At 65.1% G+C, this 22942-nt stretch carries 18 protein-coding genes; 13 read left to right on the forward strand and 5 right to left on the reverse strand.

Annotated elements, in window-relative coordinates; translation table 11 throughout:
- Positions 1 to 75 precede the first annotated feature (75 nt).
- A complete protein-coding gene (locus tag LI72_RS09500; RefSeq protein ID WP_033925653.1) occupies positions 76 to 723 on the reverse strand; it encodes a TetR/AcrR family transcriptional regulator in 648 nt (215 codons plus the stop codon).
- A gap of 71 nt (positions 724 to 794) precedes the next feature.
- Positions 795 to 1538, reverse strand: a complete 744-nt coding sequence (gene ygfZ / locus LI72_RS09505) for a CAF17-like 4Fe-4S cluster assembly/insertion protein YgfZ (protein WP_033925654.1) — start codon at positions 1536 to 1538, stop codon at positions 795 to 797.
- Between the two features lie 47 nt (positions 1539 to 1585).
- Between ygfZ and LI72_RS09510 the strand changes: the two genes are divergently transcribed.
- Complete coding sequence (locus LI72_RS09510; RefSeq protein WP_033925655.1) at positions 1586 to 2914, forward strand: dihydroorotase; 1329 nt, start codon at positions 1586 to 1588, stop codon at positions 2912 to 2914.
- A 55-nt stretch (positions 2915 to 2969) separates the two neighbouring features.
- On the opposite strand, the gene LI72_RS09515 is transcribed toward LI72_RS09510, so the two are convergent.
- Positions 2970 to 4439 (reverse strand): ATP-binding protein, encoded by a 1470-nt coding sequence (locus LI72_RS09515; protein ID WP_033925656.1) that lies wholly within the window; start codon positions 4437 to 4439, stop codon positions 2970 to 2972.
- A gap of 128 nt (positions 4440 to 4567) precedes the next feature.
- On the reverse strand, positions 4568 to 4843 hold the full coding sequence (locus LI72_RS09520; protein WP_033925657.1) for an HU family DNA-binding protein: 276 nt from the start codon (positions 4841 to 4843) through the stop codon (positions 4568 to 4570).
- Positions 4844 to 5087: 244 nt separating this feature from the next.
- Between LI72_RS09520 and LI72_RS09525 the strand changes: the two genes are divergently transcribed.
- From LI72_RS09525 to LI72_RS09580, 12 genes are all read left to right on the forward strand, one after another.
- The gene (locus LI72_RS09525) at positions 5088 to 5513 is read left to right on the forward strand and encodes a rubrerythrin family protein (RefSeq protein WP_033925658.1); all 426 of its coding nucleotides are present in this window, start codon (positions 5088 to 5090) and stop codon (positions 5511 to 5513) included.
- Between the two features lie 115 nt (positions 5514 to 5628).
- Complete coding sequence (locus LI72_RS09530; protein WP_033925659.1) at positions 5629 to 6972, forward strand: heterodisulfide reductase-related iron-sulfur binding cluster; 1344 nt, start codon at positions 5629 to 5631, stop codon at positions 6970 to 6972.
- Between the two features lie 5 nt (positions 6973 to 6977).
- On the forward strand, positions 6978 to 7583 hold the full coding sequence (locus LI72_RS09535) for a DUF3501 family protein (protein ID WP_197051865.1): 606 nt from the start codon (positions 6978 to 6980) through the stop codon (positions 7581 to 7583).
- Positions 7584 to 7642: 59 nt separating this feature from the next.
- Positions 7643 to 7972, forward strand: coding sequence for a hypothetical protein (locus tag LI72_RS09540; protein ID WP_033925660.1), 330 nt, complete (start codon positions 7643 to 7645; stop codon positions 7970 to 7972).
- A gap of 356 nt (positions 7973 to 8328) precedes the next feature.
- Entirely contained in the window at positions 8329 to 9726 is a 1398-nt protein-coding gene (locus LI72_RS09545; protein WP_033925661.1) for a helix-turn-helix domain-containing protein, read from the forward strand.
- 124 nt (positions 9727 to 9850) lie between these two features.
- Positions 9851 to 11236 (forward strand): TIGR03013 family XrtA/PEP-CTERM system glycosyltransferase, encoded by a 1386-nt coding sequence (locus tag LI72_RS09550; RefSeq protein ID WP_033925662.1) that lies wholly within the window; start codon positions 9851 to 9853, stop codon positions 11234 to 11236.
- Positions 11237 to 11240: 4 nt separating this feature from the next.
- A complete protein-coding gene (gene prsK / locus LI72_RS09555) occupies positions 11241 to 13361 on the forward strand; it encodes an XrtA/PEP-CTERM system histidine kinase PrsK (RefSeq protein WP_081984927.1) in 2121 nt (706 codons plus the stop codon).
- Positions 13362 to 13364: 3 nt separating this feature from the next.
- The gene (gene prsR / locus LI72_RS09560; RefSeq protein ID WP_052129697.1) at positions 13365 to 14774 is read left to right on the forward strand and encodes a PEP-CTERM-box response regulator transcription factor; all 1410 of its coding nucleotides are present in this window, start codon (positions 13365 to 13367) and stop codon (positions 14772 to 14774) included.
- Entirely contained in the window at positions 14758 to 16836 is a 2079-nt protein-coding gene (locus tag LI72_RS20025; protein ID WP_197051866.1) for a tetratricopeptide repeat protein, read from the forward strand. Before prsR ends, LI72_RS20025 begins: the two co-directional genes overlap by 17 nt.
- A 53-nt stretch (positions 16837 to 16889) precedes the next feature.
- Positions 16890 to 18935, forward strand: coding sequence for a M3 family metallopeptidase (locus LI72_RS09570; protein WP_033925664.1), 2046 nt, complete (start codon positions 16890 to 16892; stop codon positions 18933 to 18935).
- A complete protein-coding gene (locus LI72_RS09575; RefSeq protein ID WP_033925665.1) occupies positions 18932 to 19999 on the forward strand; it encodes a PLP-dependent cysteine synthase family protein in 1068 nt (355 codons plus the stop codon). The genes LI72_RS09570 and LI72_RS09575 overlap by 4 nt, the downstream gene beginning before the upstream one ends.
- Before the next feature lie 29 nt (positions 20000 to 20028).
- Positions 20029 to 20355 carry a DUF423 domain-containing protein gene (locus LI72_RS09580; RefSeq protein WP_033926245.1) on the forward strand — a complete coding sequence of 109 codons (327 nt, stop codon included), beginning with the start codon at positions 20029 to 20031 and terminating at the stop codon, positions 20353 to 20355.
- A gap of 59 nt (positions 20356 to 20414) precedes the next feature.
- On the opposite strand, the gene LI72_RS09585 is transcribed toward LI72_RS09580, so the two are convergent.
- Entirely contained in the window at positions 20415 to 22928 is a 2514-nt protein-coding gene (locus tag LI72_RS09585) for a TonB-dependent receptor (protein WP_033925666.1), read from the reverse strand.
- Positions 22929 to 22942: the final 14 nt, after the last annotated feature.

Genomic DNA, 22942 nt, shown 5'->3' on the forward strand with positions numbered 1-22942 from the left:
TGCGGTGTCGTGCGGAGCGCCCCATTGCCAGAAGGCCGCGCGATTGGCAAGGCCCCCGATGCGCCGGGGATGCGATCAGGAAATCGCGCGCAGCGGCGTCACATTGGCGGCATCGGCAGACGCGGCCTGCTGCGCACCCAGGCCATCGAACAGGGTGTTGATGACGATGCGCAGATTGTCGGGCGTCGCGGTCCGCATCATGTCCATCATGAGCGCCGGATTGCAGAAGGGCTGCACCACCAAATTGGTCAGCGAAATCACATGGTCAAGGTCATAGCCGGCAAAATAACCTTCGGCCATCGCCTCTCCGAGGATCATCGCCATGTAATGATCGGCCAGATCGACATAGCCCCGGATGACTTCCCAATGTTCGTCCCCCAGGTCCATATGGGCGCGGAACAGATTGGCATCCGCCTCGTAGCGTGCCCGCTTGACGGCGACGCGGCGCGCGAAGAACTGGAACAGCTTTTCGCGCGGCGGCAGATCGGATGCCACCACCTCTTCCATGATCTGGTTGAGTTCCTCGAACCAGCGCCCGGCGATCGCCTCGAAAAATGCCTCCTTGGAGGAGAAATAGCGATAGAAGCTGGATTGCGACATGCCGCAGGCAGCAGCAACTTCGCTCAAGGACAGGTTGATCGCGCCACGCGCGCGCACCATTTCCTCGGCCGCCTCCATCAACTGGGCGCGGATGGCATCATGGTCGTTGAGGGGGCGAGACATGGAATCAGCCTGACTGACTTATGGGGATAAAGCGGTTATACGATAAAATTTCAAGATTATCAAATGTTGCTTCACCCGATAGCAGCGCGCTGCCATCCGGGCAGATCGAGCGCTGCAAGATCCTCGGTCCGGCGGTGCTCAACCGACAGGCCCAGGTCTTCATGGACCACCTTTTGGCGCTTCGGATCGGCCACGACAATCGGCAGCACGACGATACGGCGGTTGACCTTCTGCCGCCAGTTCATCCGCGCGGTATTTTCCTGGCCGACATAGCAGCCCTTGTCGAAGCTGACGCCGTGGAGCTCGACCGCGTTGGTTTCCAGCCACAGGATGTCGCCCAGTTCGGCGATCCCTTCAGGCACCCCAAGCGCGAGACGATGCGCGCGCCACGCATCGTCAGCCCCCTGGTCGCCATCCGCCCCGGCGGGCGCCAGCCAGCGCCAGCCGAGTGCGGCCAGTCGGGGGTCGGGGGAGGCACCTTCTGTTGGCTCGGGAGACCAGTGCACGCACAGGGCCTCTTCGCGGGCGATAGAAATGTTGCGACGCAGGCGATAGAGAGTGAGCCGCTTGGCCAGATCCCCTGCCACCTCGCGGGCGCAATCGATCAGGATGTCCGCGCCGTCATCCCACAGCAGAAAATCGAACAGTGTCTTGCCCTGGGCGCTCAAAAGCGCGCCATATTGCGGCTTTCCCGGCACCACAAGGCGCATGTCCTGCGTCACCAGACCCTGCAGGAAGCCGCGGACGTCTTCGGTTTCGGCGGTGGGGGAGAGGCGGATGAGCGCGCGCTGCGTCAATGTGCTATGGCTGGACATAGCCAACTACATGCGTATCAACCGCCACTAATCAAGCGGAGACGGACATGACGGGAAGCTTCGACCTCATCATCAAGAACGGCACCGTATACCTGCCCGGCGGGCCGGTCGCTGCGGATGTCGGCGTGATCGGCGGCAAGATCGCCGCGATCGGGGCGATTGCCGGCGATGCGGCGCAGGTGATCGACTGCACCGGTCTGCATGTGCTGCCCGGGGTCATCGACAGCCAGGTGCATTTCCGCGAGCCGGGGCTGGAGCACAAGGAAGACCTCGAATCGGGCAGCCGCGCCGCGGTGATGGGCGGGGTGACCGCGGTGTTCGAGATGCCGAACACCAAGCCCAATACCGACACTGCAGAGCGGATCGCCGACAAGCTGGCGCGCGCGCACCACCGCATGTGGTGCGACCATGCCTTTTATGTCGGAGCCACCTCGGTCAATGCCGAGTCACTGGTCGATCTGGAACGGACCCCGGGAACGGCAGGGGTCAAGATTTTCATGGGGGCATCGACCGGCGACCTGCTGGTGGCCGATGATGGCGCGCTGGCCCGCGTGCTCGCCAGCGGCAAGCGCCGCGTCGCGATCCATGCCGAGGACGAGTTCCGGATGAATGCGCGCGCCGACCAGCGCGTGACCGGCGATCCCTCGTCGCATCCGGTCTGGCGCGATGACGAAAGCGCGATTCTGGCAACCCGCCGCATTCTGAAACTTGCGCGCGAGGCGAAGCGTCGCATCCACATTCTGCACATCACCACGCCCGCCGAGCTGGAGCTGATCGCGCAGCACAAGGACATCGCCACCTGCGAAGTCACGCCGCAGCATCTGACGCTGGCGGGCGAAGAGGCATATCCGAGGCTCGGCAGCTATGCGCAGATGAACCCGCCGATCCGCAGCGGCGCGCATCGCGACGGGCTGTGGCACTGGCTGGCGCAGGGCGTGCCCGATGTCATCGGGTCGGACCATGCGCCGCACACCATCGAGGAAAAGAGCAAGACCTATCCGGACACGCCCAGCGGCATGCCCGGCGTGCAGACCTTGCTGCCGTTGCTGCTCGATCACATGCACCACGGGCGGCTCTCGATGCAGCGGCTGATCGATCTCACCTCGGCAGGCGCGCAGCGCATCTTCGGCCTGGTCGGCAAGGGCCGGATCGCGGCGGGCTATGACGCCGATTTCACCATCGTCGATCTGAAGAAAAAGTGGACGGTGACCGAGGACTGGCTGCAGTCGCGCTGCGGCTGGAGCCCGTTTACCGGCATGGAGCTGACCGGCAAGCCGATCGGCACGATCATCCGCGGGCACCGGGTGATGTGGGAGGATACCCTGGCCGACAGCGCCGTGGGCGAGCCGGTGCGGTTCGAGGCGACCGAGTTCTGAGTTAGTCACCCGACGAAAGGTGCAGCAAGGAATGGCCCTGTGGTAATCGCGAGGGCTATTCCGCGCCGGTGGTCAGCCCCAGCTCGGGAATGCCTACCGATCGCCGCCCGCCGAAATCGGCGCGCACGACGATGACGCCCTGCTTTTCCATATAGTCGATCAGCCGGCGGATGCGTCCCGGCGAGCTGGTGCCATAAGCCTGACCGAGCGCAGCGTCATCGGGGCAGGGCTGGCCGTCCATCGCGGCGCGAGCGATCAGCAGAAACGGGGCATACATGTCCTGCGGCAGCCGTGCGGCTGCATCGAGCACCGGCACCCACACGGGGTCCGATGGGTCGAACACCCCGCCGCGTGCCAGCGCCAGCCGCTGGCGGAAACCCTCGAGGTCGAGCGGCGCGCGGACCAGTCGCTGCATCCGGCAGCGCACCGAGAAATCCTGGTACAGCAAGGCATCGGGCTGGCTGGCAGCGCTGGCTTCGGCCATCATGTCGCGCAGCACGGAGACGATCACGGCCTCGCTGTCGATTGCATCGGCGGCGTCCTCGGCCTCCTGCCGCGCGGCGAATATGGCAGGCTGCGCTGCCATCGGGGCAGGGGCGATAGAGCTGATCAGTTCGTCTGCCGCGATCGGCTGCGGGCGCGGCGCAGGCGGCATCGGCGCAGGCGCATTGCCTTCATCGGCGAACAAGCGGTCGCGCAGGTCTTCGGCCGCAGCCTCGGGCATCGGCAGCAGCGTGTGCGTCCCAGTGCGTGAGAAAGTCCTGGTGGCGCCGATGCGGATCGCGACCGGACGACGCGAAATGGCAGGGCCCAGCCCCAGGAAGCAGCCGCGTTCGAGATCGCGGATACGTTCGGCCTGGCGGCGCTCCATGCCCAGCAGATCGGCGGCGCGCGCCATGTCGATATCGAGGAAGGTGCGCCCCATCAGGAAGTTGCTGGCTTCGGCCGCGACGTTCTTGGCGAGCTTGGCCAGCCGCTGGGTGGCGATGGCGCCCGCCAGGCCGCGCTTGCGACCACGGCACATCAGGTTGGTCATCGCCGAAAGGCTGGCGCGGCGCACCGGATCGGGCACGTCGCCTGCGACCGAGGGGGCGAACATCTGTGCTTCGTCGACCACCACCAGCGCGGGATACCAATGTTCGCGCGGGGCATCGAACATCGCGTTCAGAAAGGCGGCGGCGCAGGTCATCTGCGCCTCGAGCTCGAGCGATTCGAGGTTGAGGATCACCGAAGCACGGTGTTCGCGGATGCGCGCGGCCATCCGGGCGATCTCGCGCTCGTTATAGTCGCCAGCATCGATGACGATGTGCGAATAGGCGTCGGCCAGCGTGCCGAAATCGCCCTCGGGGTCGATGATCACCTGCTGGACCAGCCCGGCGCTCTCTTCGAGCAGGCGGCGCAGCAGATGCGACTTGCCCGACCCGGAATTGCCCTGGACCAGCAATCGGGTCGCCAGCAATTCTTCGATGTCGATGCCGACAGGTCGCCCCGTCTCATCCAGCCCTATGTCGATTGATGCGCCCACGGCTCAAGGCCCTATCGTCTTGTCCGGATGGTTGCAACCGGGCGGCGCCGAAACGAAAAAGGCCCCGCCGTCAGGGGCGGAGCCTTTATCTGCACTCGACCAGGCCTGTGGCCCGGCCAGAGGGAACGTCAGCCGTTCAGCTTGTCCTTCACCGCCTTTGCGGGGGTGAAGCCGAGCTTCTTGGAGGCCTTGATGGTGATCGTCGCGCCGGTGCCGGGGTTGCGACCTTCGCGCTCCGGGGTCGACTTGACCTTGAACTTGCCAAAGCCGTTGATCGAGATTTCTTCGCCAGCAGCAGCTGCATCGGCGATAGCGGCGAAAACGCCGTCGACCAGCTTGCGCGCATCCGCCTTGGTCAGGCCATGTTCGCCAGCAATTTTGTCTGCAAGTTCAGCGTTGTTCATGAGGAAACGTCCCTTCTGATTGATTTCGGTGGCGGCGGTTTAGCGGCAGTTTTTCGGTTCGTCACGAGGATTGCGGGAGTTTTCCCCCAAAATGAGAGAGATTGATCGAAACTGAGAAACAATATCAATTAATGTAATCGAATTTATCGATCATCCTGTGCAAAAAAATCACATGGCGCCCACTGCCGCTTGGCTTTAGGCCTTACGTCATCGGGTTGAAATTGCAACGCTGAGGGGATGATCGATGGAACTCAAGGGGTCTAAGACCGAACAGTGCCTGAAGGATGCGTTCGCCGGGGAGAGCCAGGCAAACCGTCGTTACCTGTATTTCGCGCAGAAGGCCGATATCGAAGGCCATAATGATGTCGCCGCCGTTTTCCGGTCCACCGCCGAAGGCGAGACCGGTCATGCGCATGGCCATCTCGAATTTCTCGAAGAGTGCGGCGATCCCGCCACCGGCGAGCCTATCGGCAGCACCGCCGACAATCTGAAGTCGGCGATCGCGGGTGAAACCCACGAATATACCGACATGTATCCGGGCATGGCCAAGACCGCGCGCGACGAAGGTTTTGACGAAATCGCAGACTGGTTCGAGACGCTCGCCAAGGCGGAAAAGAGCCACGCCGGCAAGTTCCAGAAGACGCTTGACGCGCTGCTGGCCGAAGCCTGAGTTTCAGTTGAACGACAACCTGGCCTGCCCCTTCGTGTTTCGGCACGAAAGGGCAGGCCATTTTTCTGTCGGTTGCATCATCCCGGGCGAGCAGGGGATGTGAAAAGGGGGCAAGATGGCGGCGGACTACAAGGAAGGCAGTCTGGATGCACCCACGCGGCACGTGCTGCCGTGGCGGGACGAGGCTTGGTATGACGAAGCCGCGCTCGATGCCGAAATGCGCCGGGTGTTCGATATCTGCCATGGCTGCCGTCGCTGCTTCAACCTGTGCGACAGCTTCCCGCGCCTGTTCGACATGATCGACGAAAGCCCGAACGAAGAGGTCGAGGACCTCAACGCCGGGCAGATGAAGGCCGTCGTCGATGCCTGCACGCTGTGCGACATGTGCTTCATGGTGAAGTGCCCTTATGTGCCGCCGCACGAATTCGATCTCGATTTCCCGCATCTGATGCTGCGCTACCGCGCGGTCGAGCACCGCAAGGGCCAGACACCAAAGGCCGACCGGCTGCTGGCCGAGACCGATCGCAACGGCAAGTTGGGCAGCGTTTTCTCCGATATTGCCAATTGGGCGACCGATGGTGCGAACCAGACAACGCGCGGCATCATGCAATCCATGCTCGGCATTGATACGCGCGCGCGCCTGCCCGATTTTGCCGATATTCCGCTGACCAACCGCGCCCCGGCACTGGTCACGGCCCCCAATCCCGATGCGCCGGGTTTCGGACGCCGTGTCGCGCTCTATGCCAGCTGTTACGATCAGTTCAATGATCAGACGCCTGGCGAGGCCGCAGTGAAGGTGCTGGCGCACAATGGCATCGAGGTTCGGATCGAGCATCCCGAATGCTGCGCCATGCCCAAGCTGGAAAATGGCGACATTCCCGCCGTTGCCAGCGCGGCCGCGCGCGTGGCCGCGCATTTTGCGCCGCTGATCGACCAGGGTTTTGATGTCGTCGCCATCACCGCCAGCTGCGCGCTGATGATGAAGTTCGAATGGCCGCTGATCGAGCCGGACAATGCCGATATCGCCAAGCTTGCCGCGGCGACGCACGATATCAGCGAATATATGGTCAAGCTCTCCAAGACCGCGGGCCTGACTCCGGTCGAGGCGATGGATGCCAGCATCGGTGTGCACTTTGCCTGCCATTCGCGCGCGCAGAACATGGGGCCGAAAGCGATGGAGATGCTCAAGCTGATCCCCGAAGCGCGGCCGGTGCTGACCGAGCGCTGTTCGGGTCACGGCGGCAAATGGGGCATCTACAAGGACAATTTCGACACGGCGGTGAAGATCGCCAGGCCCACGGTGCGCGCGCTGCAGAAGACCGCACCCGATTACATGGTCAGCGAATGCCCGCTGGCCGGGTCGCACCTCAAGCAGACGATGGAGCTGGCCGGCGCGGAGACAGTGCCCGAGCGGATCGGCCATCCCATCGAAATGATGGCCAAGGCCTACGGACTTTAACCGATATGGAAACCACCATGCCCAAGGACCGCCGTTCGATCACACGCGACGACATCATGAGCCTTGCCGATTACGAGCTGATTCGGAAGGACAAGCGGCAGGAGAGCATTCTTGCCAAGAAATACTCGCGCCTTGCCATCGGCCCGCACGCGATGATCACCTTCGAAAGCTGGGACAGCATGTGGCTGCAGATCCAGGAGATGCTGCGGATCGAGAAGGGCGGCGACGAGCAACTGACAGACGAACTGGCGGCGTACAACCCGATGGTCCCCAATGGGCGTGAACTCACCGCCACCTTGATGTTCGAGATCGAGAACCCCGAACGCCGCGACGCCTTTTTGCGGACCATCGGCGGGGTCGAGGATCACATCTTCCTGACCATCGGCAACGTCCGCGTGGCAGCGGCGCCCGAGCAGGATGTCGAGCGGACCAGCGCATCGGGCAAGGCCAGCGCGGTGCATTTCCTGCATTTTCCCATGGACGACGTGGCTCTTGCGGCCTGGCATGATGCAGGCAATGTCGCGATGGTGCAGATCACGCACCCTGCCTATGGCCATGCCGCGCTGATCGGTGCCGACACGCGCAATTACCTGACCCGCACCTGCCTTTGAACGCCTATCGCGGTGTGGGATAGGGCCTGCCGGGTTTGGCGTTGAACTGCTTGCCGCCATTGGCAACGGCACTGTCGGGATCGGTGAAGATCGGGGGCGGTTCGGCGCTGGAGGTCGACATCGGCGCGGTTGACACCATCGGCGCGCCGAACACGGTGTCGCCGCTTTCCGCTTCGAACACGGATGTCGATTGCGCAGAGGTGCTCGGCTGGGGCGGCTGGCTGGAGGGCGTCACCACCGGCGCTGCGACAGGCGCGCTCGAAGCGTCCCCCGGCGCTGTACCGGGTGTGACCGACGATGCAAAGATCGCAGCGGCCAGCAGTATCCCGCCTGCCCCCCACAAGACCTGTTTCAGCATCACCTCGTTCAATACCCCGTTCTGCGGCTAACCTGGACGAAAATTAGCATGACCCGGTTAACAGACTGTTGGGCGCCACCGCTGCCGGCAGGTTTTGAACAGCAAAATGCCGCCGGAAGCGATGGGCTTCCGGCGGCATGTCTTTCCTCCCCAGGAAAGCTCGTGCAATCGAGATGAGGCCGGTGTCCAACCAGATCGGTTAAGGCAGGGTGGCGGGATTTCCCCGCTCACCCCATCCTCTCCTGCTAGCGCGTCCCGGCGTCGGTTGGGCATGGCCTAGCCGCGCGCTCCAGCGATCGCAGCACAAATTGACAGGAAAATCGCGAATATCGCGACTTGGCTGGCCAAATATCTTGTCAGCCTGTCATGATTATTACAAAACGCGCCATGGTCGAACCTTCTCTTCACGCCGGTCCCGCGCTTCGCCGGTTGCGCCGCAATGCCGGCCTCACCCAGGCTGCGATGGCCGAGCGGCTGGATATTTCGCCCAGCTATCTCAATCTGCTGGAGCGCAACTTGCGCCCGGTGAGTGCGCGGCTGATGCTGACACTGGCCGAACGGTTCGATGTCGATCCGCGTGATCTGACCGGCGACGAACCCGGGGGCGGCCTGGGGCCGATGCGGCGGCGGCTGAGCGATCCGGCCTTTGCTGATCTGGGCATCGAGCCCGGCGAGATCGAGGACTGGCTGGTCTCTTCGCCGGGAACGGCAGCAGCCTTTGCCCGGCTGTACGACCGGGTGCAGGGCAGCGCGGGGGCGGCGACCCAGCCCGGCGCGGTCGATGATCCGGTGGCCCGGGTGCGCAGCGAGATCGAGCGGTGGCGCAACCATTTTGCCGATCTCGACCACGCTGCCGAGGCGCTCGCCGATGCGCTGCGGTTGCAGAGCGGCGATCTGTATTCCGCGATTTCCGAACGGTTGCGCACCAAGCACCAGCTCTCGATCCGCATCCTGCCGGAAAACGTGATGCCCGGGCGCCTGCGCCGGCTCGATCTGCACGCGCGCCAGCTGCAGCTGTCTGAAATGCTCGACATGGCCTCGCGAACCTTCCAGGCCGCCTATCTGCTGGGGCAGCTGGAATTCCGCGCGGACATCAACGCGCTGGTGGCGGGCGCCCAATTTGGTGACCGCACCGCCGAGCGGCTCTACCAGCGGCACATCTTCAGCTATTTCGCCGCCGCGGTGATGATGCCTTATGGCCGTTTCCTGCGCGCCTGCGAGCAATCGGGCTATGACATGCTGCTGCTGCAGCGCCGCTTCGGCGCGGGGTTCGAGCATGTCGCGCACCGGTTGACGACGCTGCAGCGGGTCGGCCAGCGGGGCCTGGGCTTTTTCATGATCCGTGTCGACCGGGCCGGGCAGGTGTCCAAGCGTTTTGGCGGCGCCAATCGCGCGCCGCTCGCCGATACCGAGGTGACCTGCCCGCTGTGGCACCTGCACCAGGCCTTTTCGCGCCCCAGCCAGGTACAGGTGCAGCTGGTCGAGCTGGAGGATGGCAGCCGCTGGCTGACGCTGGCGCGCAGCGTGCAGGGGGCAGGATATGGTGCAGGCGGCACGACGGCCGAATTCGCGATCGGCCTGGGCGTCTCGGTCGATCAGGCGGCCACGCTCTGCTATGCGCGCGGCATGGATCTGAGCGCCGCTGGTGCCACCCGGATCGGCCCCGGATGCGCGATGTGCAAGCGCGGAGACTGCCCGCAACGCTCCAAGCCGCCGATCGGCATCCGCCTCAAGTTCGATGATCGCGAACGCGGTGTCACGCCGTTCGATTTCGTGACCGACTGATCCGTCACGAGACGCGCCGCAAGCGTAAAGACCTTTGACACTGCGCAGGAAATTGCGGACTCCCGCGGGGTCATGGCTGTAAAATTAACCGACACTTGACGTTTGCTGGGCTATAGCGCTGCCCATGTTCAGGCTGTTCAAACATTATGTGCCGCATGCGGTGCTGCTGCTCGGCTTTTTCGATCTGGCGCTGCTGGGTCTGGCGGCCGAGATCGGCTGGGTCTGGCGTGCGCACGAGATCGGCATGCAGATCGAGCCGCTCAGCCAGCGTCCGTTGCCGATCATCACCTTTGCCATTCTGGTGCACATGGCGATGATCGCGGTGGGGGTTTACGGCCCCGATTCGCTGCAGTCGGTGCGCTTTGCCGCGGCCCGTCTGCTGGTCGCGATCTCGCTGGGCGTGATCCTGCTGTCGGTGACCTATTTCATCCTGCCGGGCACCACCCTGTGGCGATCGAACAGCCTCTATGCGATGGGCCTGTCGATCGTCTTCCTGATCGGCAACCGCATCCTTCTGGGCGGGCTGCTGGGCACCACCGCGTTCAAGCGCCGGCTGATGGTGCTGGGCGCCGGCAAACGCGCGCAACGCGTGCTGGCGCTGTCCGAACGGTCCGATGCGGGCTTCGTGCTGGTCGGGTTTGTCGCGATGAACGACGGGCCGCTGGTCGTCGAAGAGGCCATCAACCGCGACGCGATCAAGAATCTCGCCAAGCATGTCGAGAATCTCAACGTGACCGAAGTCGTGCTGGCGCTGGAAGAACGGCGCAATGCGCTGCCGGTCAACGACCTGCTGAGGATCAAGACCACCGGGGTTCATGTCAACGATCTGTCGACCTTTCTGGAACGCGAGACGGGCCGGGTCGATCTGGATTCGGTCAACCCCAGCTGGCTGATCTTTTCCGACGGATTTTCCGCAGGCCGGCGCATTTCGACGATCGCCAAGCGGGTGTTCGATCTGGTCGTCAGCTCGATCCTGCTGGCGCTGACCGCGCCGATCATCGCGCTGTTTGCCGTGCTGGTGAAGCTGGACAGCCGGGGCCCTGCCTTCTTCAAGCAGGAACGAGTCGGGCTGTACGGCCAGCCGTTCGAGATCGTCAAGTTGCGCTCGATGCGCACCGATGCGGAGATCGACGGCGCGCAATGGGCGCAGAAGGACGATCCGCGCGTGACCCGGCTGGGACGGTTCATCCGCAAGGTCCGCATCGACGAACTGCCCCAGGCGTGGAGCGTGCTCAAGGGCGACATGAGCTTTGTCGGCCCGCGCCCCGAACGCCCCGAATTCGTCGCCGATCTGGAAACCAAGATGCGCTATTACAACGAGCGGCACATGGTGAAGCCGGGCATCACTGGCTGGGCCCAGATCAACTATCCCTACGGCGCTTCGGTCGAGGATTCGCGGCACAAGCTGGAATACGACCTGTATTATGCCAAGAACTACACGCCGTTCCTCGACCTGCTGATCATCCTGCAGACGTTGCGCGTCGTGCTGTGGCCGGATGGTGCCCGGTGACGCGATGGCCAACTGGGCCGATATAAGCCTCTGGGCACATTCCGGCGCGGCGGCGCTCACACTGCTGGTGGCTGCCTGGCTGGTGCGGCGCTGGGCAAGCCTGCGTGGCACCCGCCCTTCGTTGGGCGATGCGGCGCTGCTGCTGGCCTTGCTGGCCACCAGCCTGTGGGCGTTTGCTGCCGCCAGCATGGGGCCTTCGCATCCGGTTTCCGGGCTCGGCGAATCGCTGCGCAACCTCGCCTGGCTGGCGTTCCTGTTCCAGATGGTCCGCTCCGCCCGGGCCCAGCCGCGCACCGTCACGGCGGTGTATCTGGCGCTGATGCTGGTGCTGGCGGGCCAGCCGGTCGTCGAGCACTGGATGGCGGGGGCGACGCTGCCCGCCAATCTGGCGGCCCTGGCGTTCGACACCGCCATGCTGCTGCGGATGATATTCGTGGTCGGCGCTCTGGTGCTGGCGAACAATCTCTACAGCGTGGCCGATGCCGAAACCCGCGCCAGCCTGCGCGTGCCGCTGACCGCGCTGGCCGCGATGTGGCTGTACGACCTCAACCTCTATGCCACCGGCTACCTCAATGGCGGCCTGAGCAACGACATGCTGGCGCTGCGCGGCGTGCTGATGATCTTTGCGGTGCCGTTCTTCGCGCTCGCCGCCAACCGGCCCGGCGGTTGGAAGCTGACCCTGTCGCGCAAGATCGCCTATCGCTCGCTCTCGCTGTTTGCGATCCTGGGCTATCTGGTGACGATGATTGCGGTGGCGCAGCTGTTGCGCGCGGTCGGTGGCACGGTGGCGTCGGGCGCGCAGGTTTTGCTGGTGCTGGGCATGTCGCTGGCGGCGCTGATCCTGCTGCCATCGGATCGCTTCCGCGCCTGGTTCAAGGTCAAGGCGACCAAGCATTTCTTCCAGCACCGCTATGACTATCGCGCCGAATGGATCCGCTTTACCGAAACCATCGGCCGCCCCGGGGATGGCACCGCGCCGTTCCACGAGCGCGTGATCAAGGCAGCGGCGGATATCAGCGACAGCCCCGCCGGGCTGCTGCTCGCGCCCGGCGACAACGGACGGCTGCAATTGCAGGCGCGGTTCAACTGGCCCACCGCCGATGTTCCCGCCCAGGCCTGCACTGCAGGCACGATCGGCTATTTCCAGGCAACGGGCCGCATTGTCGAGCTCGATGCGCTCCGCGCCGGCCATGACAAGCTGACAGATGTTCGCGCCATCCCGGACTGGGTGCTGGCCGAAAGCAATGCCTGGGCCATCGTTCCGCTGGTTCATTTCGATCGCCTGGCAGGTCTTGTGGTGCTCTCGCGGCCATTGGTCGAACGCCGGCTCGACTGGGAGGATCTGGACCTTTTGCGCCTCGTCGGGCGGCAGCTGGCGAGCTATCTCGCCGAGGCTCGGAGCCAGGAGGCGCTGCGCGAAGCAGACCAGTTCGACGAGTTCAATCGCCGCATGGCCTTCGTCATGCACGACATCAAGAACCTCGTCAGCCAGCTCAGCCTGGTCGCGCGCAATGCCGAACGCCACGCCGACAATCCTGAATTTCGCGCGGACATGATTGCGACGCTGCAGAATTCGGTGGGCAAGATGAACACGCTGATCCGGCGGTTGACCGGCTATGCGCGGGCCACCGGCGAAGGCTTGCGCGCCTTCGATGCCGAACGCGTGGTCCGCAGCGTCGTGACCGACAAGGCACGGCGCCACTCGGTCATCGTCAGTTCCACCCAAAGGCTGATGCTGATGGCCGATCCGGTGCAGCTCGAGCAGGTTCTCAGCCATCTGATCCAGAACGCGATCGACGCCAGCCGCGCCGATACCCCCGTTTATGTCAGCATGGCGCGCGATGGCCTCAACGGCGTCATCGAGATCGTCGATCATGGTTCGGGCATGTCGGCCGAGTTCGTCCGCGCCAAATTGTTCAAGCCCTTCATTTCGAGCAAGGCCGACGGCTTCGGCATCGGCGCCTATGAGGCGCGGCTGCTGGTCGAGGCGATGCACGGCCGCATCGAGGTCGAAAGCCGCGAAGGCGAAGGCAGCCGCTTTACCATCCATCTCCCGCTCGCCACCCGGATCGATGCCGACGACCCGGGTGCGCCATCGCTGCAACTGACCGCAAAGGTATCCTGATCGATGAATGACCTCACCCCGCATCCCGCGCTGAACGGCAGCGGCAAGGGTCCGACCAGGCTGCCCCGGCTGCTGGTGGTGGAGGACGACGCCGGTCTGCAGCGGCAGCTCAAATGGGCGTTCGACGATTTCGAGGTGCTGTGCGCCGGAGACCGCGCCAGCGCGATCGATCTGCTGCGCTATGAGGAACCCGATGTCGTCACGCTCGATCTCGGCCTGCCGCCCGACCCCGACGGGGTGAGCGAAGGCTTTGCCACATTGTCCGAAATCCTGCGGCTGAAGCCCGATACGAAAGTGATCATCGCCTCGGGCCATGGCGAGCGGCAAAGCGCACGCGATGCGATCGCGCTGGGGGCCTATGATTTCTATCGCAAGCCGGTCGAGATCGATGACCTGGCGCTGATCGTCCGCCGCGCGCTCAACGTCCAGCAGATCGAGCGCGAAAACGCCCGGCTCAGCCAGAAATCGGGCGAGGATCACACTGTGCTGGGCGGCATGATCACCGCCGATGCGCAGATGGTGAAGGCCGCGCGGATGATCGAGCGGGTGGCCAACACCAATGTCTCGGTGATGCTGCTGGGCGCCAGCGGCACCGGCAAGGAGCTGTTCGCGCGCGGACTGCACGAAAAGAGCAACCGCCGCAGCGGCGCGTTCGTCGCGATCAACTGTGCAGCGATCCCCGAAAACCTGCTCGAATCCGAACTGTTCGGGCACGAGAAGGGCGCGTTCACCGGCGCGATCAAGACCACCATCGGCAAGATCGAGCAGGCCGAGGGGGGAACGCTGTTCCTCGATGAGGTCGGCGATATTCCGCTGCCGCTGCAGGTCAAGCTGCTGCGCTTCCTGCAGGAACGCGTGATCGAACGCGTCGGCGGCCGCAACCCGATCGCGGTCGATACGCGGGTGGTGTGCGCCACCCACCAGAATCTGGAGAAGATGATCGCCGAGGAACGGTTCCGCGAGGATCTGTTCTATCGGCTGGCAGAGATCGTCGTGACCATCCCGTCGCTCGCCGAACGGCCAGGCGATGCGGTGCTGCTGGCCAAGCATTTCCTCGCCCGTCACGCCGCCGAGATGAACCCGGTGGTCAAGGGCTTTGCCCCCGATGCGCTCAAGATGCTCGACGCCTGGCACTGGCCGGGCAATGTGCGCGAGCTCGAAAACCGGGTGAAGCGCGCGGTCATCATGTCCGAAAGTCGGCTGGTGCGGGCCGAGGACCTCGACCTGGAACGGGCCGAGCCCGAGACGCCCGAGTTCCTGAACCTGAAGGCGGTGCGCGAGCTGGCCGATCGCAAGGCGATCCGCCATGCGCTGGCGCGGACCGAGGGCAATATCTCGGGCGCCGCCAAGCTGCTGGGCATCAGCCGCCCGACATTGTACGATCTGCTCAGGCAATATGACATCCAGAGCTGACGATAACCCGGGTCTTGCTCGGCGGTTGATGCTGGCGCTGGTCGCCGGTGCCTTGCTGCTGGGCGGCCCGGCAAGCCGTCTGCACGCAGAAGACACCGGTGCGGCACGCGCGGCGATAGCCCGCGCCGAGGAACACCGCGCGCGCGGCGACAACCGGGCAGCGCGGATTGAACTGATGAACGCGATCAAGGCGGCGCCCGGCCTGCCCGCCGCGCGGATTGCGCAGGCGCGGGTGTTCCTGTCGCTGTTCGATGCGGCCGGCGCAGAGGCCGAGCTCAGCCGCGCGCTGGAACTCGGCGCGGACCGGACTTTGGTGCGGGCGCCGATGGCCGAGGCGCTGTTGCTGCAGGGCAGGGCCGATGCCGCGCTGACCTGGCTGGGCGAAGGCGCGGTTCCTGCGGGCGATGCCGGCTATGCCGCGCGGACATTGGGGCGGGCGCAGCTGGCGTTGGGCGCGATGGATGCAGCCCGCGCCGCCTTCGACCGCGCTCTGCAATTCACCCCCGATGACAGCCTGCTGTGGACCGATATCGCGCGCTTCCGCATCGCCTCGGGCGACCAGGCAGGCGGCATGGAGGCCGCCGATCATGCGGTGGAACTCAACCCGTCGAATGTGCGGGCGCTGCAATTGCGCGGCGAGCTGACCCGCAGCCAGACCGGGCTTGCCGCCGCCCTGCCTTGGTTCGAGCGCGCGCTCACCATCGACCCCAATGATGTCAGCGTGCTGGGCGAATATGCCGCGACCCTGGGCGACATGGGCCGGATGCGCGCAATGCTCGCCGCCGCCCGCCAGATCGTGGCGCTGCAGCCGGACAATCCGCGCGGCTATTTCCTCCAGGCGGTACTGGCAGCGCGCGCCGGGCGGTACAATCTGGCGCGGACCCTGATCCAGAAGACCGGCGGCGCGCTCGAACGGGTGCCCGCCGCGATGCAGGTCGAAGGCGTGGTCGAATTCCAGCTGGGCAACTATCGCCAGGCGATCGACCGGTTCGAGCGGCTCGCCGATGCCCAACCGCACAACCGCCGCGCCGCCGAGCTGCTGGCCCGTGCGCTCTATGCCGAGGGCGAGCACGCGGCGCTGCTCGAACGCTTCCGTCCCGTTGCCAACCGGGCAGGGGCAAGCGCCTATATCCTGACGCTCGTTGCGCGTTCGCTCGAAGCGGTGGGGGATGGCAATGCGGCGCTCGAATATCTCGCGCGGGCCGCTGTTCCCGATACCGCACCGCTGCAGCGGCTGGACGAGGTCGATGAACCCTGGTTGCTCGCCGATGCCGCACGTGCCGCGCCGCGCGACGCCCGGGCGGTGATCCCCTATGTCCGCATGCTGGTGGCGCGCGGCGATTTCGCGCTCGCCGCCGAATACGCCAAGCCGCTGGCCGAGGCCAACCCCGGCGTGCCCGATGCGCAGATGCTGCTGGGCGATGTCTATTTCGCGTCGGGCAATGCTGCAGGCGCACTGCCGCTCTACGAACGCGCGGCGCGCATTCGGCTGGCAGAGCCCGTCGTGCGCCGCCTGTCGCTCGCGCTGCGGGAAGCCGGCCGCGCCGATCAGGCCGATGCGCTGCTGCAGAGTTTCGTCGATTTCAGCCCCGCGCATACCGGCGGCCTCAGGCTGCTCGCCAATGCCCAGATCGACCGGGGCAACTGGCCGGGCGCGGTTGCGGCGCTGACCGCGCTGCACGCGCAGCTGGGCAGCAACCAGCCGACGCTGCTGACCGATCTGGCACTGGCACGGCTGCGCGCCGGGGATGTCGCCACGGCGGTGCATGATTCGCGGCTGGCCTATCGCGTCCAGCCCGCCAGCCCGCTGGCCAGCCATGTGCGCGGCATGGCGCTGACCGCGCAGCCCGATACGCCGATGCTGGCGGTCGAGATGCTGGAAAAGGCGCAGACGCTGCAGCCGCGCAATCCGTGGCTGCGCTATCATCTGGCTCAGGCCTATGCAGCGGCGGGCAAGACATCGCGCGCCGTCGGCGCGCTGCGCGCCTCGTTGTCGCTCGGGGCGTTCCCGGAGCGGACCCAGGCCGCCGCGATGCTGCGCGATCTGCAGGGCCGCAGCTGAACGATCCGCAGTTTTTTGCCTGACCCTGCGCCATTTTGGGCTAAAGGGCAGGGATGACCGAAACAGCCAATCCCCTCGCCGATACGCGCGGACTGCCGCGCTTTGCCGAAATCACCGCCGCGCATGTCGCGCCCGCGCTCGACGAGGCACTCGCGCGCCATGCGGCCACCGTGGCTGCGCTGGTGCGCGACAAGCCGACAGGTTTCGCCGAAGCCTGGCTGCCGTTCGAGCGTGCCGAAGCCGAACTGGGCGCGATCTGGGCGGCGGTCTCGCACCTGCATGCGGTTGCCGATTCGCCCGAGTTGCGGACGGCATATCAGCAGGGCGAGGAGCGGCTGGTCACCAACGGCATCATGGTCGCGCAGAACCGCGACCTGTTCGAGCTGTTCGAAGCGCTGTCGAAAACCGACGAGTTTGCCGCGCTGCCGCAGGCGGACCGGGTCGCGGTCGAGCATGCGCTGCGCGATTTTCGCCTGTCGGGCGTCGCGCTGGAAGAAGCAGCGCGCGAGCGGTTCAAGGCGGTATCGGTCGAGATGGCCGGTCTCTCCAATGCCTTCGGTAGCGCAGTGCTCGATGCCACTGATGCCTGGGACGAGCTGATCACCGACGAGGCGGACCTGGCTGGTGTCTCCGATACCGACAAGGCCATGTTTGCTGCTGCTGCCACTGCCAAGGGCCTGACTGGCTGGCGGGTGACGCTCCAGCAGCCCAGCGTCAACGCCATCCTGACTTTTGCCGAGAACCGGGATCTGCGCGCGCGCGTCTACCGTGCCTTCGGCACCCGTGCCTCCGATCAGGGACCGAATGCGGGCGCATTCGACAATTCACAGCGCATCGCGCGCATCCTGGAACTGCGGCGCGAGGCAGCCCAGCTGCTCGGCTTTGCCGATCCGGTCGCATGGTCGCTGGCTACCAAGATGGCATCGGATGGCGGTGCGGTACTGAGCTTCCTGCGCGATCTGGCAGGCAGGGCGCGCCCTGCCGCGCAACGCGACCTCGACGAACTGCGCGCCTTTGCTGCCGACCAGCTGGGGATCGATGATCTGCAGCCCTGGGATGTTGGTTTTGCCTCCAACCGGCTGCGCCAGGCGCTCTATGCGGTCGATGAGGCCGAGGTGCGCGGCTATTTCCCGGTCGAGAAGGTGATGCAGGGCTGGCAGATGCTGCTCGAGCGGCTGTTCGGCATCCGCCTGGTCCAGCGCTCCGATGCCTCGCTCTACCATGCCGATGCGCGCTTCTACGATGTCGTCGATGAGGCAGGGGAGGCGATTGCCGGCCTGTATCTCGATCTGTTTGCGCGGCCCGGCAAGCGCGGTGGCGCATGGATGGGAGAGGCGCGCCCGCGTCGCAACGATGCCGATCATGTGCAGCTGCCCGTCGCCTATATGGTGTGCAATTTCTCGCCCGCCGGGGCCGATACGCCTTCGCTGCTGAGCCACAACGATGTCGGCACCTTGCTGCACGAGACCGGCCATTGCCTGCATCTGCTGCTCACCGAGGTGAACCGGCCCAGCATCGCCGGGGTCAGCGGGTTCGAATGGGATGCGGTCGAGCTGCCCAGCCAGCTGATGGAGGATTTCGCCTGGGACCGGCAGGTGCTGACCGCGATGTCGGGCCATTACAAGACCGGCGAGCCGTTGCCCGATGCGCTGTTCGACCGCCTGGTCAAGGCGCGGCATTTCCAGGCCGGATTGTTCCTGATCCGCCAGATCGAATTTGCCCTGTTCGACATGCTGCTGCACCTCGGCACGATGGGCAGCGATCCTGTAGAGGTGATCGAGGCGGTGCGCGACGAGGTGGCGGTGATCCGCCCGCCCGAATGGCATCGCTTCCCGCATGCCTTCAGCCACATCTTCGCCGGCGGCTATGCATCGGGCTATTACAGCTATCTGTGGGCCGAACTGCTTGCGGCGGACGGCTTCATGGCCTTTGTCGAAGCCGGGCTGCTCGACCGGGCGACCGGAGACCGGTTCCGCGCGGAAGTGCTGTCGCGCGGCGCGACCCGGCCCGCAGCCGAGAGCTTCCGGGCGTTCCGCGGCCGCGATCCCGACCCCCAGGCGATGCTGGTGCGCCACGGGCTGCAGGATGTGGCTGAATGAGCGATCTGTGCCCGCGCGGCTGGCTTAATGAGGCGGTGCGACGGATCGAGGCGGATTACAACCGCTCGGCCGATACGCATCTGATCCGGCTCGATCTGCCGCGGTATGCCGGAATCACCCTGTATCTGAAGGACGAAAGCTCGCACCCCACCGGCAGCCTGAAGCACCGGCTGGCGCGCTCGCTGTTCCTCTATGCCTTGTGCAACGAATGGATCGGCCCGGACAGCTGCGTGATCGAGGCATCGTCGGGGTCGACCGCAGTCAGCGAAGCCTATTTCGCGCGGATGCTGGGGCTGCGTTTCATCGCGGTCGTGCCTGCGACCACGGCGGCGCCCAAGCTCGATGCGATCCGCTTTCAGGGTGGCGAGATCCACATGGTCGACGATCCGCGCACCGTCTACGATGTCGCACACCGATTGGCAGCGGAAACCGGCGGGCATTATCTCGACCAGTTCACCTATGCCGAGCGCGCGACCGACTGGCGCGGCAACAACAACATTGCCGAAAGCATCTTCGCGCAGATGGCCGAGGAAGAGCATCCCGTGCCCGACTGGATCGTCTGCGGCGCGGGCACCGGCGGCACCTCTGCCACGATCGGCCGCTATCTGCGCTATCAGCGCTACGCCACCCGGCTGTGCGTCGCGGACCCGGTGCATTCGGTGTTTCACCGCCATTACCAAGACCGATCGGCCACGGTGTTGCCCGAAGGCTGCGCCAGCCGGATCGAGGGCATCGGCCGCCCGCGCGTCGAGCCCAGCTTCGTTCCCGGCGTCATCGACCGGATGATCGCGGTGGAGGACGCAGCCAGCATCGGTGCGATGCGCGCGCTGTCCGACCGGCTCGGGCGGCGGGTCGGCGGGTCGACCGGGACCAATCTGGTCGCATGCGCTGGCTTGATCGAGGAGATGGCGACGGCGGGGGCGAGCGGCAGCATCGTCACCCTGCTCTGCGATGGCGGCGATCGCTATGGCACGACTTATTATGACGATGCCTGGCTGGATGGCAGCGGGCTGGCCTGGCAGGCCGAAGCCGCGCGGTTCACCGCATTGCTGGGACCGGCCTGAACCATGAACCACAAGGGAAGCGCGCGATGATGATCGGAATTCTGGCAGCCCTTTCGGCCGCGCTGGCGGTGGCAGCGGGCGCCTTTGGCGCGCACGCGGCGGCCGGCGAACAGCAGGCCGAATGGCTGCGCACCGGCGGCCTGTATCAGCTGGTGCATGCGGTAGCGGCGATCGCGATCATGGGCGTGGCACGCGGGCCGGCGCTGCTGCTGCTGACGGGGTCGGCGATCTTTGCGCTGACGCTTTATGCGATGGCGCTGGGTGCCCCGCGCTGGCTGGGTGCGGTCACGCCGATCGGCGGCACGCTGCTGATCGGCGGATGGCTGTGGGCGGCGTGGATCTATACCAAGGCCTGAAGCGAGCGACAGCACCGTCACCGCCCGCACCGAAGCGCGGGCGGTGACAGCTGGGCTGGTCAGAACTTGTAGCCGACCTCCACGCCGATGCGGCGCAGGCCGCCGGGCGAGATGAACGATCCGCCGAACTCCGCCGCGGTGATCACTTCGTTGAGATAGCGCCGCTTGAGCACGTTGTCGGCGAACACGGTCACGCGCCACTGTTCGCCCTCCAGACCTGCGCGGACATCCAGCACGCCGAATGCGTCACGCCGTGTCACGCCATAATCGGCATCGCCGACAAAGGCGGGCAGGGCCAGCGCCGATCCGGGCAGCAGGCCGCTGAAGATGGTCGGAACCGAGTTGTTCTGCAACGTGTGGAACCAGGTCGGGCCGGTGATGCGGTAATCGGCGCGCGCCACCAGATCGAAGCTTTTGGCAATCGGGGCGACGATCTGCGTGCCCAGGTTGATCGTGTAGTCCGCAGTCGAAGGCGACTTGTTGCCCACCGTCTGCGGACGCGACGCATTGGCCTTGATCTCGCTTTCGGTGACGTTGAACGCGCCGAAGATCGTCCAGCCGGGGGTCACTTCCGCATTGAGGTTGAGCTCCGCGCCATAGAGCTGGACCTCGTCGATGTTCGACACCACGCGCAGCAGACCGAAGCCGCCGACGAAGAATTCGAAGAACTGCATGTCATCGACATCGGTATAATAGCCCGCCAGATCGAAGGTGACCTTGCCATCGAGGATCGATCCCTTGATGCCGCCTTCGAACGCGCTCGATGTTTCCTTGCGATAGTTGTCGTTGATCGTGACCTGCGATCCGATGAACTGGTTGAAATTCTGATTGATGACGGCTGCCGAACCCGAGTTGTTGAAGCCGCCCGCCTTGAAGCCGATGCCCCAGTTCGCGTACAGGTTGATCGCATCGGACAGCGCCCAGCGGAAGGTCAGCTTGGGCTGGATCTGCTTGTAGCTTTCCGACTTGTCGGCAATCGCGCCGCGCACCTGGCCGGGGTTGATCGGGCCGCCGGTGAACGGATCGGTGACCAGGGGCACGCGATTCGAAACGCTGCGGTCCTCGATGTCATAGCGCAGCGCGAGGCCGATGTTGACCACATCGTTGAAGTTATAGTCGGCCGAACCGAAGGCGGCGTACACATCGGTGCTGAACCGGTCGAAATACAGCTGGGTGGTCGGGTTGCTGGTGTTCGGCGCATTGTAGAGCGACCGGATGATGCCCTGGCCCAGATCCGCGCCGAGGCTGACGCCGACATCGCGGCTGATGTTGAGATAATAGGCGCCCAGCTGCCAGTTGAACGGACCATCACCGGTCGAGGACAGCCGCACTTCGCCGCTGAAGTCTTCCTGTTGGCGGATCTGATACTGCGTGCCGTCGCAGGTCGTCGGGCTGTACGGGCCGAAGGTCGATCCGGTCGCCGGCGCGAAGATGAAGGGGACCGGTGTGGCACCGATGAAGCCCGGCTGGTTGACCGGGAAGCCGGTGAGCTGCGCGGTGCTGCGGAAGCAGGCGTTGGACGCCGCGACCGATGCCGGCGTGGTGCCCGGGAAGGTGAAGCGGGCAAAGTCGGCCGAGGTGCCGTCTGCGGTCAGCGACTGGTCGACATCGCTGTAGAGGCCCCACAGCGTCAGCTTGGCAAAGTCGAACTCGTGCTCCAGCTTGATCGAGGCATCGAAGGTCGTCTGGTCGTTGGTCGGGCGGATGTTGTTGTAGAAGCTGAACGGATGCCGGTTCACATCCTCGAAAAACGCCGGGTTGGCCCCAGCGAAATTGGGCAGGTGGAAGGCGGCGTTGAAGTTGATCGATGCGCCGGTCAGGTCCGAATAGCGCGCCTTGGCATCGATCTCGGTGCGGTCGCCCAGCTGCGCGACGAAGCGCCCGTCGACCGACCAGATTTCCTGGTCATCGATGGTCTTGGAATTGTTCAGGAACCGGTTGCGATAAAAGCCGTCGGTCTTGAAATAGGATCCCGACAGCACGAACCCGGCGTTCTCGCCCAGCGGCACCGAGATGAAGGCGTTGCCGCGATAGGTCTGCTGCTGCGCAGCGCTCAGCTCGATACCGGCCTCCAGCGTGTCGCCGGGCTTCAGTGTCTGGATGACGATCGCACCGGCGGCGGCGTTGCGGCCGTAGAGCGCGCCCTGCGGACCTTTCAGGATTTCGATCTGGCGTAGCGTGCCCTGGTTCTGGTTGAGCTGCGCGGTGTTGGTCTTGAGAATGCCGTCGACAACCAGAGCGACCGAGCTTTCCGCGTCGCGCGCACCGTTGATGCCGCGGATGTTGATCTGCGTGTCACCGGCTTCGGCGGTGCCCGTGACGATGGTCACGCCAGGGGTCAGCTGGACGAACTGGTCGGCGGTTTCGACCCCGGTCTTCTGGATCGAATCGGCGGTGAACACGGTGATCGAGGCCGGAACATCGGCCAGTGCCTCGTTCTGGCGGCGGGCGGTGACGATGATGACGTTATCGTCAGCCTCGGCCTGATCGGCCTGCTGGGCAAATGCGGGCGTCGCCAGCGCACCGGCAAGAACGGTGGCAGACGCTGCGGCAAACAAACTGGGTAGGCGCATGGTGTGAACTCCCT

The sequence above is a fragment of the Sphingomonas sp. 35-24ZXX genome (genome assembly GCF_000786215.1).
Classification (GTDB): domain Bacteria; phylum Pseudomonadota; class Alphaproteobacteria; order Sphingomonadales; family Sphingomonadaceae; genus Blastomonas.